The sequence below is a fragment of the Pseudomonas sp. HMSC065H01 genome, assembly GCF_001815235.1.
Taxonomy (GTDB): Bacteria; Pseudomonadota; Gammaproteobacteria; order Pseudomonadales; family Pseudomonadaceae; genus Pseudomonas; species Pseudomonas aeruginosa.
Genome location: NZ_KV819858.1, coordinates 1 through 15,775 on the forward strand (window position 1 = coordinate 1; position 15,775 = coordinate 15,775).

The window sequence follows — 15,775 nt, forward strand, 5'->3', positions numbered from 1 at the left end:
TGCTTTTGCGCGCGGAAAAAGGCGTGCTTCCTCGCTTCTTTTCTCGACTGCGAATGCCGGCGGCGACTGTCACAATTGCCCTGGAAACTACCCATCCTGCATGAAACGGATGGACGGCTACCTCCCCCAGGCGGATCGAAAACGCGCTCCAGAGGGCCTCCCCGGCCCCTCCGTGAAAGGCTGGAGCCCTTGTGTTTCCAGGCTTTTAGGGGTGTGGCAGGGCTTCTCCCAAGGCTTGCGGAAAAATGTCGGAAGGCTGATGGCATTTCATCCAACTGTCACATTCCTTTCATAGAGTCTTCATGCGGCCTGACGATACTGGCCCCCGTTCCATCCAACCCCATCCTGTCCAAGGAGCAAGGCATGAAACTCAAGCGTTTGATGGCGGCCCTGACGTTCGTCGCCGCAGGCGTAGGCGCCGCTTCCGCGGTAGCCGCGATCGACCCGGCGCTGCCGGAATATCAGAAAGCCAGCGGTGTGTCGGGCAACCTGTCGAGCGTCGGCTCCGACACTCTGGCCAACCTGATGACCATGTGGGCCGAGGAGTACAAGCGCCTCTATCCGAACGTGAACATCCAGATCCAGGCTGCCGGTTCTTCCACCGCGCCGCCGGCCCTGACCGAAGGCACCGCCAACCTGGGCCCGATGAGCCGCAAGATGAAGGACGTCGAGCTGCAGGCTTTCGAGCAGAAGTACGGCTATAAGCCGACCGCTGTCCCGGTCGCTGTCGACGCCCTGGCGATCTTCGTGCACAAGGACAACCCGATCAAAGGCCTGACCATGCAGCAGGTCGATGCGATCTTCTCCGCTACCCGCCTGTGTGGCAGCAAGCAGGACGTGAAGACCTGGGGCGACCTGGGCCTGACCGGTGACTGGGCGAAGAAGCCGGTGCAACTGTTCGGCCGCAACTCGGTTTCCGGCACCTACGGCTACTTCAAGGAAGAAGCCCTGTGCAAAGGCGACTTCCGTCCGAACGTCAACGAGCAGCCGGGTTCGGCTTCCGTGGTGCAGTCGGTCAGCCAGTCGCTGAACGGCATCGGCTACTCCGGTATCGGCTACAAGACCGCCAGCGTGAAGACCGTGGCCCTGGCCAAGAAGGAAGGCGCTGCCTTCGTCGAGGACAACGAGCAGAACGCCCTGAACGGCACCTATCCGCTGTCGCGCTTCCTCTACGTCTACGTGAACAAGGCGCCGAACAAGCCGCTGGACCCGCTGGAGGCTCAGTTCCTCAAGCTGGTTCTGTCCAAGACCGGCCAGCAGGTCGTGGTCAAGGACGGCTACATCCCGCTGCCGGCCAAGGTGGCCGAGAAGGCGATCAAGGAACTGGGCCTGTAATCCAGTGACTTGAGCGGATGGCCCAGCGATGGGCCGTCCAGGCATGAAGGCTCTGCCGGCGGGCGCTAGGATCCGCCGGCCTTTCCCGCCAGCGAGGCTCTGCTGGCGGGCTTTGTTGCGTCATGTTGCTGTCATCTGTCTGTCATACAGAGCCTTTAGGGTGTCACCCCATGAACGACATGGCCAACTCCCCGATGAACTCCTCCCTTGCTCCCGAGCGGATTGACTTCAATACGCCAGCCCTGCAACGCAAGCGCCGCATCCGTGCCCTCAAGGACCGCCTGACCCGCTGGTACGTGCTGGTCGGCGGCCTGGCCGTGCTGGCGGCGATCACCCTGATCTTCTTCTACCTGGCCTACGTCGTGCTCCCCCTGTTCCGCGGCGCCGACCTGGAGACCCGCGAAGCGCTGACTCCGGCCTGGATGCAGCAGGCGCAGGTGCCCCTGCTGCTCAGCATCGAGGAGCAGAACCAGGTGGCCATGCGCGTCGGCGGCCAGGGCGAGATTCTCTTTTTCAACGCCAAGACCGGTGTCGAACTGAAGCGTGTCGCTCTGCCGCTTCCGGCGGGCAGCGAGATCCGCTCGATCGCCCAGGACCAGCCGGGCAGCCCGACGGTCGCCCTGGGCCTGTCCAACGGACAGGTGCTGGTGTTCCAGCACACCTACAAGGTCACCTACCCGGACAACAAGAAGACCATCACCCCGGAGATCGCCTTCCCCTACGGCGAGACCCCGATCGGTCTCGATCCGCAGGGCCGCCCGCTGGAGCATGTGAGCATCAATGCCGGCGACGACAGCCTGCTGCTGGCTGGCTCCGTCGCCAAGCAACTGCTGCTGTTGAGCATGACTCGGGAAGAGAACATGCTGACCGGCGAAAGCACGCTGGACGAGGAGCGCATCGAACTCCCGCAGATCGCCGAACCGGTGAAAGCCATCTACCTCGACCCGCGCAAGCAGTGGCTGTACGTGATCAACGGACGTGCCACCGCCGATGTGTTCGACCTGCACAGCCGCCAGTTGAACGGTCGCTACAAGCTGCTGGAAGACCCCAACGCCGAGGTCACCGCGAGCACCCAGCTGCTGGGCGGCATCTCGCTGCTGGTGGGCGACTCCAAGGGTGGCATCGCCCAGTGGTTCATGGCTCGCGATACCGACGGCGAACCGCGCCTGTCGCACGTTCGCGACTTCAATCTGGATGGCGCGCCGATCAGCGCCATCGCTCCGGAACAACGGCGCAAGGGCTTCATCGCCCTGGACGAGAAGGGCAACCTCGGCGTCTTCCACAGCACCGCGCACCGTACCCTGCTGGTCCAGCCGGTCGCCGACTCTTCCGGGGTCATCACCCTGTCGCCGCGGGCCAACCGCCTGCTGCTGGAGCAGGGTGGCAAGATCCACCGCTTCGCCCTGAGCAACCCGCACCCGGAAATCTCCTGGAGCGCGCTCTGGGGCAAGGTCTGGTACGAGAGCTACGACAAGCCGGCCTACGTCTGGCAGTCCACCGCCGCGACCACCGACTTCGAACCGAAGCTGAGCCTCTCGCCGCTGACCTTCGGCACGCTCAAGGCCGCCTTCTACGCGATGATCCTGGCAGCTCCGCTGGCCATCGCGGCCGCCGTCTACACCGCCTATTTCATGGCTCCGGCGATGCGCCGCAAGGTCAAGCCGGTGATCGAGCTGATGGAGGCGCTGCCGACGGTGATCCTCGGCTTCTTCGCCGGCCTGTTCCTGGCGCCCTACGTCGAAGGCCACCTGCCGGGTGTGTTCAGCCTGCTGTTGCTGACGCCGCTGGGCATCCTTCTTGCCGGCCTGCTCTGGAGCCGCCTGCCCGAGCGTATCCGTCTGAGCCTGCCGGCCGGCTGGGAAGCCGCGCTGCTGATCCCGGTGGTGCTTGCCGTCGGCGCCTTCGCCCTGTGGCTGAGCCCGCACCTGGAGACCACCTTCTTCGGCGGCGACATGCGCCTCTGGCTGAGCCACGACCTGGGCATCACCTACGACCAGCGCAATGCCCTGATCGTCGGGCTGGCAATGGGCTTCGCGGTGATCCCGAATATCTTCTCGATCGCCGAGGACGCCATCTTCAGCGTGCCGCGCAGCCTCACCTACGGCTCCCTGGCCCTGGGCGCCACGCCCTGGCAGACGCTGACCCGCGTGGTGATCCTGACCGCCAGTCCAGGCATCTTCTCGGCGCTGATGATCGGCATGGGCCGCGCCGTCGGCGAGACCATGATCGTGCTGATGGCGACCGGCAATACCCCGGTGATGGAAGTGAATATCTTCGAGGGGATGCGCACCCTGGCGGCCAACGTCGCGGTGGAGATGCCCGAGTCGGAGGTCGGCGGCAGCCACTACCGCGTGCTGTTCCTCTCGGCGCTGGTACTGCTGACGTTCACCTTCGTGATGAACACCCTGGCAGAGCTGATCCGTCAGCGTCTGCGCAAGAAATACGCGTCGTTGTAAGCGGCGGAGGTATAGCTCTGTGAAACAGAAACAGGAAACCGTCAAAGCCTGGTTCGGCAGCGGCTCGCCCTGGGTGTGGATGAACGCCGGCGCGGTGTCGATCGCGGTGATCATGACCATCGGCCTGCTGGCGGTGATCGCGGTACGCGGCCTCGGCCACTTCTGGCCGGCGAACGTCATCGAGGCGACTTACCAGATCCCTGGCGAAGCCGCCAAGACCGTGATCGGCGAGGTGGTCCAGGCCGAGGAAGTGCCGCGCGCGCGCCTGCGCAGCGCCGGCATGCCGGTCCCGGAGGCCGGCCCCGAATTCATGACCCGCGAGCTGCTCAAGCTGGGCAACCGCGAGCTTTACGGCAGCGATTTCTCCTGGGTCGTCGGCGAGTGGCTGCAGGACATCAAGCGTCCCGAAGCGCTGATGGTTCTCGAACGCCGCGAGTGGGGCAACTTCTACGGCTACCTGCTGAGCGTCAAGGAGAACGGCCAGGTGGTCGCCGAAGGCGACGCCGCGGTAGGCGAACTGCAGAAGCGCATGCAGCGGGTGGATGACCTCTACGCCAAGCTCTACAAGCTGGAGAAGGGCGACATCGGCGGGATCAACCACGGTCTCGAGCGCCTGCGCCTGAAAGAGCGCAAGTTGCAGTTGGACGGCAAGCTGGACGCCGCCGCCCAGGCCGACCTGGCCGCCGAGCGCAGCGAGTTGCAGGCGCGCTACAAGGTCCTGGAAGAGCAGCTCAACGGCCTGCACCAGGAGTTCAACCGCGACAGCGTGGTAATGCGCGACGCCAGCGGCCGCGAGAGCGAAATCACCCTTGGCAAGCTGGTGCATGCCTACCAGCCCAACGCCATGGGCCTGGGCACCAAGATGACGGTGTACTTCAAGAAGCTCTGGGAGTTCCTCAGCGACGATCCGCGCGAGGCCAATACCGAGGGCGGTATCTTCCCGGCGATCTTCGGCACCGTGATGATGACCCTGGTGATGGCGCTGATCGTCACCCCGTTCGGCGTGATCGCTGCGGTCTACCTGCGCGAGTACGCCAAGCAGGGGCCGCTGACCCGGGTGATCCGCATCGCCGTGAACAACCTCGCCGGCGTACCGGCGATCGTCTACGGCGTGTTCGGCCTGGGTTTCTTCGTCTACGTGCTGGGCGGTTCCATCGACCGGCTGTTCTTCCCCGAGGCCCTGCCGGCGCCGACCTTCGGTACCCCCGGGCTGTTCTGGGCCTCGCTGACCCTGGCGATCCTCGCCGTGCCGGTGGTGATCGTCGCCACCGAGGAAGGCCTGGCGCGGATTCCGCGCGCGGTCCGCGAAGGCTCCCTGGCGCTCGGCGCGACCAAGGCGGAAACGCTGTGGAAGATCGTCCTGCCGATGGCCAGCCCGGCGATGATGACCGGCCTGATCCTCGCCGTGGCCCGTGCCGCCGGCGAAGTGGCGCCGCTGATGCTGGTCGGCGTGGTGAAACTGGCACCGTCGCTGCCGGTCGACGGTAACTATCCGTACGTGCATCTCGACCAGAAGATCATGCACCTCGGTTTCCATATCTACGACGTCGGTTTCCAGAGCCCCAACGTCGAGGCCGCACGGCCGCTGGTATACGCTACGGCGTTGCTGCTGGTCGTGGTGATCGCCCTGCTGAACTTCTCCGCCATCGCGATCCGCAATCGCCTGCGCGAGAAGTACAAGGCCCTGGAAAACTGATTGAGGGAGCTTCCCATGCAAAACGAGACCGCCAGCCACGGCATCAACTTCGATGCGCTCGGCCGCGACCGCCAGAGCCTCGACCTGGCTTCCGAAAGTGTCGAACTGGAAGTGCCCGGGCTGAACCTGTTCTACGGCGCCAAGCAGGCCCTTTTCGACGTCCGGATGAACATTCCGAAGCAGCGCGTGACCGCCTTCATCGGCCCGTCCGGCTGCGGCAAGTCGACCTTGCTGCGCTGCTTCAACCGGATGAACGACCTGGTGGATGGCTGCCGCGTCGAAGGCGAGATTCGCCTCGATGGCCACAACATCTTCGCCAAGGGCGTCGACGTCGCCGAGCTGCGCCGTCGCGTCGGCATGGTGTTCCAGAAGCCCAACCCGTTCCCCAAGAGCATCTACGAGAACGTGGTCTACGGCCTGCGTATCCAGGGCATCAACAAGAAGCGCGTACTTGACGAGGCCGTCGAGTGGGCGCTGAAGGGGGCTGCGCTGTGGGAGGAGGTGAAGGATCGCCTGCACGAGTCCGCCCTCGGCCTGTCCGGCGGCCAGCAGCAGCGCCTGGTGATCGCCCGGACCATCGCGGTGGAACCGGAAGTGCTGCTGCTCGACGAGCCGTGCTCGGCGCTGGACCCGATCTCCACGCTGAAGATCGAAGAGCTGATCTACGAGTTGAAGTCGAAGTTCACCATCGTCATCGTTACCCACAACATGCAGCAGGCCGCGCGGGTTTCCGACTATACGGCGTTCATGTACATGGGCAAGCTGATCGAGTTCGGCGACACCGATACGCTGTTCACCAACCCGGCGAAGAAGCAGACCGAAGACTACATCACCGGCCGCTACGGCTAGCGGCGCGTCCGGAGGCGCGGCGATACCGCTGCCTCCGGCGCTCTCCGTAGCTCGTTGATGTCACCGGTCGCAGCGGCTCCAGAAGGATTCCCCACATGATCAACAAAGACAGTCTCACCCATCACATCTCCCAGCAGTTCAACGCCGAGCTGGAGGATGTGCGCAGCCACCTCCTGGCCATGGGCGGGCTGGTGGAAAAGCAGGTCAACGACGCGGTCAACGCGCTGATCGACGCCGACTCCGGCCTCGCGCAGCAGGTCCGCGAGATCGACGACCAGATCAACCAGATGGAGCGCAACATCGACGAGGAGTGCGTGCGTATCCTCGCCCGGCGCCAGCCGGCGGCCTCCGACCTGCGCCTGATCATCAGCATCTCGAAGTCGGTGATCGACCTCGAGCGGATCGGCGACGAGGCCTCCAAGGTCGCCCGCCGCGCCATCCAGCTGTGCGAGGAAGGCGAGTCGCCGCGCGGCTACGTCGAGGTTCGGCACATCGGCAGCCAGGTACAGAAGATGGTGCAGGAGGCACTGGATGCCTTCGCCCGCTTCGATGCCGACCTGGCGCTGTCCGTGGCGCAGTACGACAAGACCGTCGATCGCGAGTACAAGACCGCCCTGCGCGAACTGGTCACCTACATGATGGAAGACCCGCGGGCGATATCCCGCGTGCTCAACATCATCTGGGCCCTGCGCTCGCTGGAGCGCATCGGCGACCATGCGCGCAACATCGCCGAGCTGGTGATCTACCTGGTTCGCGGCACCGACGTTCGCCACATCGGCCTGACCCGCATGAAGGAAGAGGTCGAGAACAACCGCGGCGAGTGATCTTCCGCAGGCAAGGCTCCCTTGACCTGGAGCCTTGTTTCTTCGCGCGACTGCAGCAAGGCTTGGCATCCTGCCAGCAGGGGAGGCTATCCTAGGCGGACCTGTCCAGGAGAAGTCGATGAGCAAAGTCAGCGCGCTAGTGGTGGATGACGCCCCCTTCATCCGAGATCTGATGAAGAAAGGGTTGCGCGACAACTTCCCCGGCCTTCATATCGAGGAGGCCGTGAACGGCCGCAAGGCCCAGCAACTGCTCAGTCGGCAGAACGTCGACCTGATCCTCTGCGATTGGGAGATGCCGGAGATGTCCGGCCTCGAACTGCTGACCTGGTGCCGTGCCCAGGAAAACCTCAAGACTACCCCGTTCATCATGGTCACCAGTCGCGGCGACAAGGAGAACGTGGTCCAGGCGATCCAGGCCGGGGTGTCGGACTACATCGGCAAGCCATTCTCCAATGACCAACTGGTGGCCAAGATCAAGAAGGCCCTGAGCCGCAGCGGCAAGCTGGAAGCCCTGGCGGCCCACGCGCCGCGCCGGGAGATCGCCAGCGGCATGGCCAACGATTCGCTGGCCGCCCTGACCGGTGGTCGCGCCGAGGTGATCAAGCCCGCCGCCAGTCCGGCAAAACCGGCCCCCGCGCCGAAGCCGGCTTCGGCTCCCCAGGCCAGCGCGCGTCCCGCCGGCAGCGGCAACCCGCTGGGGCAGGCGCAATTGCGCCTGCCGCAGAGCAGCATGCCCTGCGTGATCAAGGCGGTCAGTCTGAAGGAAGCGCAACTGGTGGTGAAGCGCGCCGACCCGTTGCCGCAGGTGCTGGAAAGCGCGGTGCTGGACCTCGAGGAAAACAGCGACGTGGCGCGCCTGAACGGCTACCTGCACGCCATCGCCGGGCTGGAGCCGAAGCCGGATAGCGATTGGCTGCTGTTGACCCTGCGTTTCGTCGACCGCGACCCGCAGAAGCTCGACTACCTGTCGCGCCTGATCGCCCGCGGAAGTACCCAGAAGCACTACGTTCCCGGCGCCTGAGCGGTTTTTTCCCGACGATCCGTTCACAGCCCGCTCGCTGTCGTCTCGCCCTGGCAATAAAGCGCTGCTAGTCTTGCCGATTCGGGATAACCAGAACGACACGATCCGTGCAGTCATGCTAGGGCGCCTTCTCCTTCTCTGTGGCCTGTTCGCCGCGGCAGCTCCGGCTGCGGCCCTGACCATCTACAAGTACACCGACGCCAATGGCGTGGTGACCTACTCCGACCGCGCCGTGGCCGGGGCGCAGGTGTTCGTCTTCCGCGACCGGATGGTCGAGCACCTGGAACGGGAAGTGAAGCTGGAGACGAAGAAGCACGCGGGTGGCGAGACCCTGCAGGTGCGCAACGACCTCTACGCGCCGGTCGAGGTCGAGTTGCGGATCCGCAACCCGCGCAATGCCGTTGGGGTGCCCGACGGGCCGATTCGCTGGGTGGTCCCGGCGCGCAGCCAGGTGCGCCTGGCGACCCTGGCGCCGCGCAAGGCCGGCAAGCCGATGAGCTACACCCCGAAGCTGCGTTACGCGCTCGGCGACCCGCGCCAGCAGCCGCTGCTCTATCGCTATCCGCTGCCCTGGCGCGGCGGGCCGTTCCGCCTGTCCCAGGGCGCCAATGGCAAGTACAGCCACTTCACCCCCAAGGGCCGCTACGCGATGGACATCGCCATGCCCGAGGGCACGCCGATCATCGCTGCCCGCGGCGGCACCGTGGTGAAGATCGAGAACAACCAGAGCGGGCGCGGCAACAATCCCTCGGGCAACTTCGTCCGCATCCTGCACGACGACGGCACCATGGGCGTCTACCTGCACCTGATGCGCCATTCGGTACTGGTCGCCGAGGGCCAGCGGGTCCAGGTCGGCACGCCGCTGGCGCGCTCCGGCAACACCGGCAACAGCAGCGGGCCGCACCTGCACTTCGTGATCCAGCGCAACGTCGGCCTGGCGCTGGAGTCGATTCCCTACGACTTCGCCCAGCCGGTCGACAGCCTGCCGAACTTCGCCATCGTCCGCGAGCCTTGAAAAGTCGCCGGCGCCGTGGCGGCGCCGGCTCGTCTCAGTCGAGCTTGACCACCTTGGCCAGGACGATCTTCGGACCGCGCATCTTCTTCACGATGATCCGCAGGCCCTCGGTGTCGAGGACTTCCTCTTCCTCCGGCACCCGCTTCAGGGTGTCGTAGACCAGCCCGGCGAGAGTGTCCGCCTCGACATGATCGAGGTCGATGCCGAGCAGGCGCTCGAGCTTGAACAGCGGTGTGTCGCCGCGCACCAGCAGCTTGCCCGGCTGGTAGGCGAGGATGCCGCGCTCGGTCTTGCGGTGTTCGTCCTGGATGTCGCCGACCAGCACTTCCAGCACGTCCTCCATGGTCAGGAAGCCGACCACCTTGTGATCGGCCTCTTCCACCACGGCGAAGTGCGCGCCGCCCTTGCGGAACTGCTCCAGCAGGCGCGACAGCGGGGTGTGCTTGGTGACGATCTCCAGCGGGCGCACCAGTTCGTCGAGGTCGAAGGTCTCCGGCAGGCTGTCCAGGGCGGACAGCGCCAGCAGCAGGTCCTTGATGTGCAGCAGGCCGATGAACTCGCCCTTGTGGCTGTCCCAGACCGGGTAGCGGCTGTACTTATGGCGGCGGATCACCGCGAGGATGTCCGCCAGCGGCGCGTCGTGCTCGAGGTAGACCAGGTCTTCGCGGGAGTTGGCCCAGTCGACCACCTCCAGTTCGCCCAGCTCCACCGCCGAGGCCAGCACGCGCATGCCCTGGTCGCTGGGGTCCTGGGCGCGGCTGGAGTGGAGGATCAGCTTCAGTTCGTCGCGGCTGTAGTGATGCTCGTGGTGCGGGCCGGGCTCGCCCTGGCCGGCGATCTTGAGGATGGCGTTGGCGCTGGCGTTGAGCAGCCAGATCGCCGGGTACATCAGCCAGTAGAAAAGGTACAGCGGCACCGCCGTCCACAGCGACAGCAGTTCCGGTTTGCGGATCGCCCAGGACTTGGGCGCCAGCTCGCCGACCACGATGTGCAGGTAGGAAATGATGAAGAACGCGGTGAAGAAGGAGATCCCGCGGATCAGTTCGTCGGAATGCACGCCGATCATCGCCAGCAGCGGTTCCAGGAGTTCGGCGAAGGCCGGCTCGCCGACCCAGCCCAGGCCCAGGGAGGCCAGGGTGATGCCCAGCTGGCAGGCGGACAGGTAGGCGTCCAGCTGGTTGTGAACCTTGCGCAGGATGGCGCCGCGCCAGCCGTGCTGCTTGGCGATGGTTTCCACGCGGGTGGCGCGGAGCTTGACCATGGCGAACTCGGCGGCGACGAAGAAGCCATTGAGCAGGACGAGGAAAAGCGCGAAGAGGATCAGGCCGGCATCGGCGAAATAGGTGGCGATGCTGGTACTAGGAGAAGGGTCCATGGGGGTGTGCGGTAGCCAAAAGGCCCTTAAGAATGAGGGGCTGTGTCGTCGCTTGCAAGCCTTGGCCGTGCCGACGCCGGCGGCGCGGCACCGCGACGAGGCTCACTTCGGCGCCTTGCGCTCGGCCTCGGCGACCTGCGCCGGGGCGAAATGGCAGGTGAAGGTGCTGCCCTTGCCGGGCACGCTGCTGATTTCCAGGCGCGCGCGGTGGCGGATCAGCACGTGCTTGACGATGGCCAGGCCGAGGCCGGTGCCGCCGGTGTTGGAGGCGCGGCTGGAGTCCACCCGGTAGAAGCGCTCGGTCAGGCGCGGCAGGTGCTTGGGATCGACGCCGATACCGGTGTCCTGCACCGACAGGTGCGCGCCCTGTTCGTCGGCCCACCAGCGGATGCGGATCTCGCCTTCGTCGGGGGTGTACTTCACCGCGTTGAATACCAGGTTGGAGAAGGCGCTGCGCAGTTCCGCCTCGCTGCCCTTGAGCTGCACAGCGGGTGCGGCGTCCAGGCTGATGCGGTGGTTGCGCCCGGCGGACAGGGCCTGGGCGTCGTTACGGATGCTGACGAGGAGAGCGTCCACCGCCACCGGCTTGTTGTCGCCGGGGTAGTCGGTGGCCTCCAGCTTGGCCAGCAGGAGCAGGTCGTTGAGCAGGTTCTGCATGCGTCCGGCCTGCTGCTGCATCTGCTGCAGGGCGCGCAGCCAGCGCGGGTTCACATCCTCGACGTTGTCGAGGAGGGTCTCCAGGTAGCCGGCGATCACCGTCAGCGGCGTGCGCAGCTCGTGGGAGACGTTGGCCACGAAGTCCTTGCGCATCTGCTCCAGCTGGTGGACGCGGGTGACGTCGCGGACCAGCATCAGGTGCTCGCGGTTGCCGTAGAGGGTGATGTGGAATTGCAGGCGCAGGCGCTCGTTGATCGGCGAGGGGATTTCCAGCGGCTCGCGGTAATCCTCCTGGTCGAAGTATTCCTTGAAGCGCGGATGGCGGATCAGGTTGCTCACCGGCTGGCCACCGTCCTGCGGGGTCTTCAGGCCGAGCAGGTTTTCCGCGGCGAGGTTCCACCATTCCAGGTTGCCGTCGCTGTCGAGCATGATCACCGCGTCACGCAGGGCCGCGGTGGACTCCTGGATCCGGTCGATCACCGCCTGCAGGCGGCCACGGGCGCGCTGGTTGCGGCGTTGCAGGTGGTAGATATTGTCGAAGACTTCGCCCCAGAGGCCGTAGCTGTCCGGCGGTGGCTCGTCTGGCTGGTGGTTGCGCAGCCACTGGTGCAGGCGCAGTAGCTGCCAGAGGGTCCAGCCGAGGTAGAGAGCCAGGCCGAGGGCCAGGGCCCAGCCGTAATGGCCGCTGACCACGCCGAGCACGAGGCTGGCGGCCAGCACGAGAAGCAGGTGGCGGATCAGCGCTCCACGCCAGTCTTGGTTCACGACGGATTGCATCCTGTCCAGTGGCGGTCCGTCACGGACCGTCCAGGGGAAACGACTCCGGCCGCCGGGCGGCCGGGAGCGGGGTCAGCTCTTGGTGGAGAAACGATAGCCGGTCCCGCGGACAGTCTGAACCAGATTTTCGTAGACCTCGCCGAGCGCCTTGCGCAGGCGGCGGATATGCACGTCGACGGTGCGCTCCTCGACATAGACGTTGCCGCCCCAGACCTGGTCCAGCAGTTGGCCGCGGGTATAGGCGCGTTCCTGGTGAGTCATGAAGAACTGCAGCAGGCGGTACTCGGTGGGGCCCATCTCGGCCGGCTTGCCGTCGATGGTCACGCGGTGGCTGATCGGGTCCAGCAGCAGGCCGCCGACCTCGATCGGCGCCTCGCTGTCGCCAGGCCCGGTGCGGCGCAGCACGGCCTTCAGGCGGGCGACCAGCTCGCGGGGCGAGAACGGCTTGGTGATGTAGTCGTCGGCACCGACCTCCAGGCCCTGGATCTTGTTGTCCTCCTCGCCCTTGGCGGTGAGCATGATGATCGGGATGTCGACGGTCAGTTCGTCACGCTTCAGGCGTCGCGCCAGTTCGATGCCGGAAGTGCCGGGGAGCATCCAGTCGAGCAGGATCAGGTCCGGCTTGCGGTCGACGATCACCGCGTGCGCCTGCTGGGTATTTTCCGCCTCCAGGCACTCGTAGCCGGCCATCTCCAGGGCCACGGCGATCATCTCGCGAATCGGTGCTTCGTCATCAACGATGAGGATTGTCTTGCCAACCATGGTCTTGCCTCGGGTCGATCTGTCTTGCGCCGCATTAGATAACGAAATTGTGTCAGGTATGTGACACAACGGCGTAGTTTCCGCCGACTGCCCGCGGCGGAGCTATGCTCAACAGGTTCCGGTGCCGTCCCTGCGGGCGGCGAACGCTCCACCTGAAGACACAGGAGAGAGACGCGATGAACAGAATCCACCTGGCGCTGGGTCTGGCGCTGGCCCTGCCGGCGTTCGCCGCGCTGGCCCAGGAAACGGTGGCGCCGGCCACCGAGAAGGACGGCGTGCTGGTCGATGGCAAGGGCATGACGCTCTATACCTACGACAAGGACAGCGAAGGGCAATCCGCCTGTTCCGGGCAGTGCGCGAAGAACTGGCCGCCGCTGGCAGCGGCCCAGGGAGCGCAGGCCAGCGGCGACTGGAGCCTGGTCGCTCGCGAAGACGGCACCCAGCAGTGGGCCTACTACGGCAAGCCCCTTTATACCTTCATCCAGGACAAGAGGCCTGGCGACAAGAACGGTGACGGCAAGATGGGCGCCTGGCACGTCGCCCAGCCGGACATGGACTAGACGGCCGCCGGCCTGCGCGCCGCTCAACGCAGCGCGTAGTCGGCGACCGTGCCGAGGAAGATCGCCAGGCCAGCCCAGTGGTTGTGCAGGAAGGCGCGGAAGCAGGCCTGCGGGTCGCGGTCGCGGGTCGACCAGGCTTCCCAGACGAAGCAGGCCGCCGCCACCGCCAGGCCGAGGTAGAAGCACAGGCCCAGTTCGAAGCGGTTGCCGGCCAGCACTAGCAGGAGCAGGGTCAGGCCCTGCAGGCTGCCGATGATCAGGCGGTCGGCATCGCCGAAGAGGATTGCGGTGGACTTGATGCCGATCTTCAGGTCGTCCTCGCGGTCGGTCATCGCGTAGTAGGAGTCATAGGCGACCGTCCACAGCACGTTGGCCAGGAACAGCAGCCAGGCGCTGGCCGGCAATTCGCCGCGCTCGGCGGTGAAGGCCATCAGGATGCCCCAGGAATAGGCGGCGCCCAGCACCACCTGCGGATAGTAGGTGTAGCGCTTCATGAAGGGGTAGAGCGAGGCCACGGCTACCGCGCCGAACGACAGCCAGACGGTCGTTGCATTGGTCAGCAGGACCAGGCCGAAGCTCAGCGCGACCAGGACGGCGAAGGTGATCCAGGCCTCGCGCACGCTGATCTTGCCGGTGGCCAGCGGGCGCGCCTTGGTGCGTGCGACATGGCCGTCGAAATTGCGGTCGGCGAAATCGTTGATCACGCAGCCGGCGGCGCGCATCAGGATGACGCCGAGGACGAAGATCAGCAGGTTCTTCAGTTCCGGCACGCCGTCCGCGGCGATCCACAGCGACCAGAGGGTCGGCCAGAGCAGCAGGTAGATGCCGATCGGCCGGTCCAGCCGCACCAGTTGGACGAAGTCCCAGGCGCGGGGGTGCAGGCGGGCCAGCGGCTTGATCAGGGTGACGAACATGGGGACCTCCGGAGTCGACCGGGGGATTATACGTCGGCGATTCCCGCCTGGTCCCACAGGCGCGGTAGGTACACCTCCGCTACCAGCACCCCGAGCGCGCCGCGGGAAAACCGTGAGCGACGGCCCCAGAGACCCTCGGCGCGGACCTCGGCGGGCAGACCGGCCGCCGGATAGCGGCAGACTTCGATGGGCCCGCGCTCGAAGGCGCTGTCGCTGAACAGCAACTCGCCCAGCGAGCGGGTGCCGAGCAGCGCCAGGTCGAAGCCCGAGCCTTCCAGGGCGCTGCGCGCCGCCACGCTGCGGGCGAACACCCAGGGACGGTCGTGGCCATGCAGGTAGACCTCGCGGACCCAGCCGCTACTGCCGGTAGGGACGTCGAGCCCCTGGCATTCGTCGTCGCGCAGGGTCTGCCAGCCTTCCAGCAGGGGTTCGACGCGGAACGCGCCGTCGGCCAGGGCGGTCAGGCGCCGGGTCAGCGACCCCTCGTCGAACAGCCAGTCGAGGACGGCGGGGGAGACGCTGGACAGTTGGTCGGCGCGAAGCCAGAGCGCATTGCTGGGCATGACGGGACTACGAGACGGCGGCAGAAGGCGGCGAGGGTAGCACGTTCGGCCGGCGGCCGGTCTGCGACGCGGTGGCGCGTCACCCCCAGCCGTTCAGGCGCAGGGTGGCGCGGACCAGGCGCTGTTCTTCCTGCTCGATCTCCCGCAGGTTGTCGCGGATGCTGTGGATATGTTCGCGCGCCGCCCGTTGCGCCTGGTCCGGCTGGCGCTCGCGGAGGGCCGCGTAGAGGCGCGCGTGCTGGCGGTCGATCTGGCGTTTCTGCGGCGGCCGGTGATAGAGGTTGTTCACTGAGGCGAACACCGTGCTCAGCAGCAGTTCGTTGAGCGATTGCAGGGTATGCACCAGCACCGGATTGTGCGATGCCTCGCTGATCGCCCGGTGGAACGCGTGGTCGCGGCGGGCGTGCTCGCGGGGATCGATCGGCTGGGTTTCCTCGTGGCTGGCGAGCATCTCTTCGTAGCGCCGGGCGAGCAGGACGAAGTCTGCCTCGGTGCCGCGTAGCGCTGCCAGGCGGGCCGCCTCGCCCTCCAGCAGGGCGCGGACTTCGAGCAGGTCGTAGAGGGTGCGCGGCTGGGAGCCGAACAGGTGCATCAGCGGGCTGACGTCGGCGTTGCGGTCGAGGTCGGCGACGAACGACCCACGGCCATGCTCGGTGTCGATGATGCCGCGCCCGCGCAGCGCCCGCAGGCCCTCGCGCAGGGCCGAGCGCGAGCAGCCGAGCTTGGCCACCAGGCGCCGCTCGGACGGCAGAGCCTGGCCGACCTTGAGCACGCCGTCGACGATCAGCCGCTCGATACGCTCTGCGACCTGGTCGGCCACCCGCTGTTTCTGCATGGAAGCTCCCGTTGCACTGGTAGGACCAGTTGGCTGTCGTTACTCACTATAGAAGCTCAGGGACTTTCTAGCATGCGCCTCATGCCCATGGCTCCTGGTGATACTGGTAGGACCAGTTAGACGCCTGCTGGACCCC

Annotated in this window: 14 protein-coding genes; 8 read left to right on the plus strand and 6 right to left on the minus strand. The window is 66.0% G+C overall.

Annotated features, from left to right (window positions below):
- Positions 1-363: 363 nt before the first annotated feature.
- The 7 genes from pstS (at position 364) to HMPREF3014_RS07220 (ending at position 9,196) form a co-directional block, all read left to right on the plus strand.
- Entirely contained in the window at positions 364-1,335 is a 972-nt protein-coding gene (gene pstS / locus HMPREF3014_RS07190) for a phosphate ABC transporter substrate-binding protein PstS (protein ID WP_003096673.1), read from the plus strand.
- A 422-nt stretch (positions 1,336-1,757) separates the two neighbouring features.
- The gene (locus HMPREF3014_RS07195; RefSeq protein WP_077688114.1) at positions 1,758-3,791 is read left to right on the plus strand and encodes an ABC transporter permease subunit; all 2,034 of its coding nucleotides are present in this window, start codon (positions 1,758-1,760) and stop codon (positions 3,789-3,791) included.
- Between the two features lie 19 nt (positions 3,792-3,810).
- Positions 3,811-5,487 carry a phosphate ABC transporter permease PstA gene (pstA, locus tag HMPREF3014_RS07200; protein WP_003096667.1) on the plus strand — a complete coding sequence of 559 codons (1,677 nt, stop codon included), beginning with the start codon at positions 3,811-3,813 and terminating at the stop codon, positions 5,485-5,487.
- 15 nt (positions 5,488-5,502) lie between these two features.
- Positions 5,503-6,336: a phosphate ABC transporter ATP-binding protein PstB gene (gene pstB, locus HMPREF3014_RS07205; RefSeq protein WP_003096663.1), complete on the plus strand. Its 834-nt coding sequence runs from the start codon at positions 5,503-5,505 to the stop codon at positions 6,334-6,336.
- Between the two features lie 95 nt (positions 6,337-6,431).
- The gene (gene phoU, locus HMPREF3014_RS07210) at positions 6,432-7,160 is read left to right on the plus strand and encodes a phosphate signaling complex protein PhoU (protein WP_003096661.1); all 729 of its coding nucleotides are present in this window, start codon (positions 6,432-6,434) and stop codon (positions 7,158-7,160) included.
- 118 nt (positions 7,161-7,278) lie between these two features.
- Positions 7,279-8,181 (plus strand): chemotaxis response regulator CheY, encoded by a 903-nt coding sequence (locus HMPREF3014_RS07215; protein ID WP_023087922.1) that lies wholly within the window; start codon positions 7,279-7,281, stop codon positions 8,179-8,181.
- Between the two features lie 115 nt (positions 8,182-8,296).
- On the plus strand, positions 8,297-9,196 hold the full coding sequence (locus tag HMPREF3014_RS07220) for a peptidoglycan DD-metalloendopeptidase family protein (protein ID WP_003096656.1): 900 nt from the start codon (positions 8,297-8,299) through the stop codon (positions 9,194-9,196).
- Positions 9,197-9,230: 34 nt separating this feature from the next.
- Here HMPREF3014_RS07220 and HMPREF3014_RS07225 read toward each other — a convergent pair whose 3' ends face one another.
- The 3 genes from HMPREF3014_RS07225 to phoB all read right to left on the minus strand — a co-directional run bounded on the left by HMPREF3014_RS07225 (position 9,231) and on the right by phoB (position 12,767).
- Entirely contained in the window at positions 9,231-10,571 is a 1,341-nt protein-coding gene (locus HMPREF3014_RS07225; RefSeq protein WP_003096655.1) for a hemolysin family protein, read from the minus strand.
- Positions 10,572-10,673: 102 nt separating this feature from the next.
- Positions 10,674-12,005 (minus strand): phosphate regulon sensor histidine kinase PhoR, encoded by a 1,332-nt coding sequence (phoR, locus tag HMPREF3014_RS07230; RefSeq protein WP_017148679.1) that lies wholly within the window; start codon positions 12,003-12,005, stop codon positions 10,674-10,676.
- A 72-nt stretch (positions 12,006-12,077) separates the two neighbouring features.
- Positions 12,078-12,767 carry a phosphate regulon transcriptional regulator PhoB gene (phoB, locus tag HMPREF3014_RS07235; protein WP_003096653.1) on the minus strand — a complete coding sequence of 230 codons (690 nt, stop codon included), beginning with the start codon at positions 12,765-12,767 and terminating at the stop codon, positions 12,078-12,080.
- Positions 12,768-12,943: 176 nt separating this feature from the next.
- On the opposite strand from phoB, the gene HMPREF3014_RS07240 reads away from it, so the two are divergent.
- Positions 12,944-13,327 (plus strand): COG4315 family predicted lipoprotein, encoded by a 384-nt coding sequence (locus HMPREF3014_RS07240; protein ID WP_023087921.1) that lies wholly within the window; start codon positions 12,944-12,946, stop codon positions 13,325-13,327.
- A gap of 23 nt (positions 13,328-13,350) precedes the next feature.
- Here the strand turns inward: HMPREF3014_RS07240 and ubiA are convergent, their stop codons facing one another.
- The 3 genes from ubiA to glcC form a co-directional block, all read right to left on the minus strand.
- Positions 13,351-14,241 (minus strand): 4-hydroxybenzoate octaprenyltransferase, encoded by an 891-nt coding sequence (gene ubiA / locus HMPREF3014_RS07245; protein ID WP_003104612.1) that lies wholly within the window; start codon positions 14,239-14,241, stop codon positions 13,351-13,353.
- Between the two features lie 26 nt (positions 14,242-14,267).
- Positions 14,268-14,804: a chorismate lyase gene (locus HMPREF3014_RS07250; RefSeq protein WP_003114374.1), complete on the minus strand. Its 537-nt coding sequence runs from the start codon at positions 14,802-14,804 to the stop codon at positions 14,268-14,270.
- Positions 14,805-14,883: 79 nt separating this feature from the next.
- A complete protein-coding gene (gene glcC / locus HMPREF3014_RS07255; protein WP_003115387.1) occupies positions 14,884-15,639 on the minus strand; it encodes a transcriptional regulator GlcC in 756 nt (251 codons plus the stop codon).
- Positions 15,640-15,775: the final 136 nt, after the last annotated feature.

Bases quoted from the DNA above. Each gene is read 5' to 3' on its own strand.
- pstS (WP_003096673.1), top strand. From the start codon at position 364: ATGAAACTCAAGCGTTTGATGGCGGCCCTGACGTTCGTCGCCGCAGGC.
- HMPREF3014_RS07195 (WP_077688114.1), top strand. From the start codon at position 1,758: ATGCAGCAGGCGCAGGTGCCCCTGCTGCTCAGCATCGAGGAGCAGAAC.
- pstB (WP_003096663.1), top strand. From the start codon at position 5,503: ATGCAAAACGAGACCGCCAGCCACGGCATCAACTTCGATGCGCTCGGC.
- phoU (WP_003096661.1), top strand. From the start codon at position 6,432: ATGATCAACAAAGACAGTCTCACCCATCACATCTCCCAGCAGTTCAAC.
- HMPREF3014_RS07215 (WP_023087922.1), top strand. From the start codon at position 7,279: ATGAGCAAAGTCAGCGCGCTAGTGGTGGATGACGCCCCCTTCATCCGA.
- HMPREF3014_RS07220 (WP_003096656.1), top strand. From the start codon at position 8,297: ATGCTAGGGCGCCTTCTCCTTCTCTGTGGCCTGTTCGCCGCGGCAGCT.
- HMPREF3014_RS07225 (WP_003096655.1), bottom strand. From the start codon at position 10,571: ATGGACCCTTCTCCTAGTACCAGCATCGCCACCTATTTCGCCGATGCC.
- phoR (WP_017148679.1), bottom strand. From the start codon at position 12,005: ATGCAATCCGTCGTGAACCAAGACTGGCGTGGAGCGCTGATCCGCCAC.
- phoB (WP_003096653.1), bottom strand. From the start codon at position 12,767: ATGGTTGGCAAGACAATCCTCATCGTTGATGACGAAGCACCGATTCGC.
- HMPREF3014_RS07240 (WP_023087921.1), top strand. From the start codon at position 12,944: ATGAACAGAATCCACCTGGCGCTGGGTCTGGCGCTGGCCCTGCCGGCG.
- ubiA (WP_003104612.1), bottom strand. From the start codon at position 14,241: ATGTTCGTCACCCTGATCAAGCCGCTGGCCCGCCTGCACCCCCGCGCC.
- HMPREF3014_RS07250 (WP_003114374.1), bottom strand. From the start codon at position 14,804: ATGCCCAGCAATGCGCTCTGGCTTCGCGCCGACCAACTGTCCAGCGTC.
- glcC (WP_003115387.1), bottom strand. From the start codon at position 15,639: ATGCAGAAACAGCGGGTGGCCGACCAGGTCGCAGAGCGTATCGAGCGG.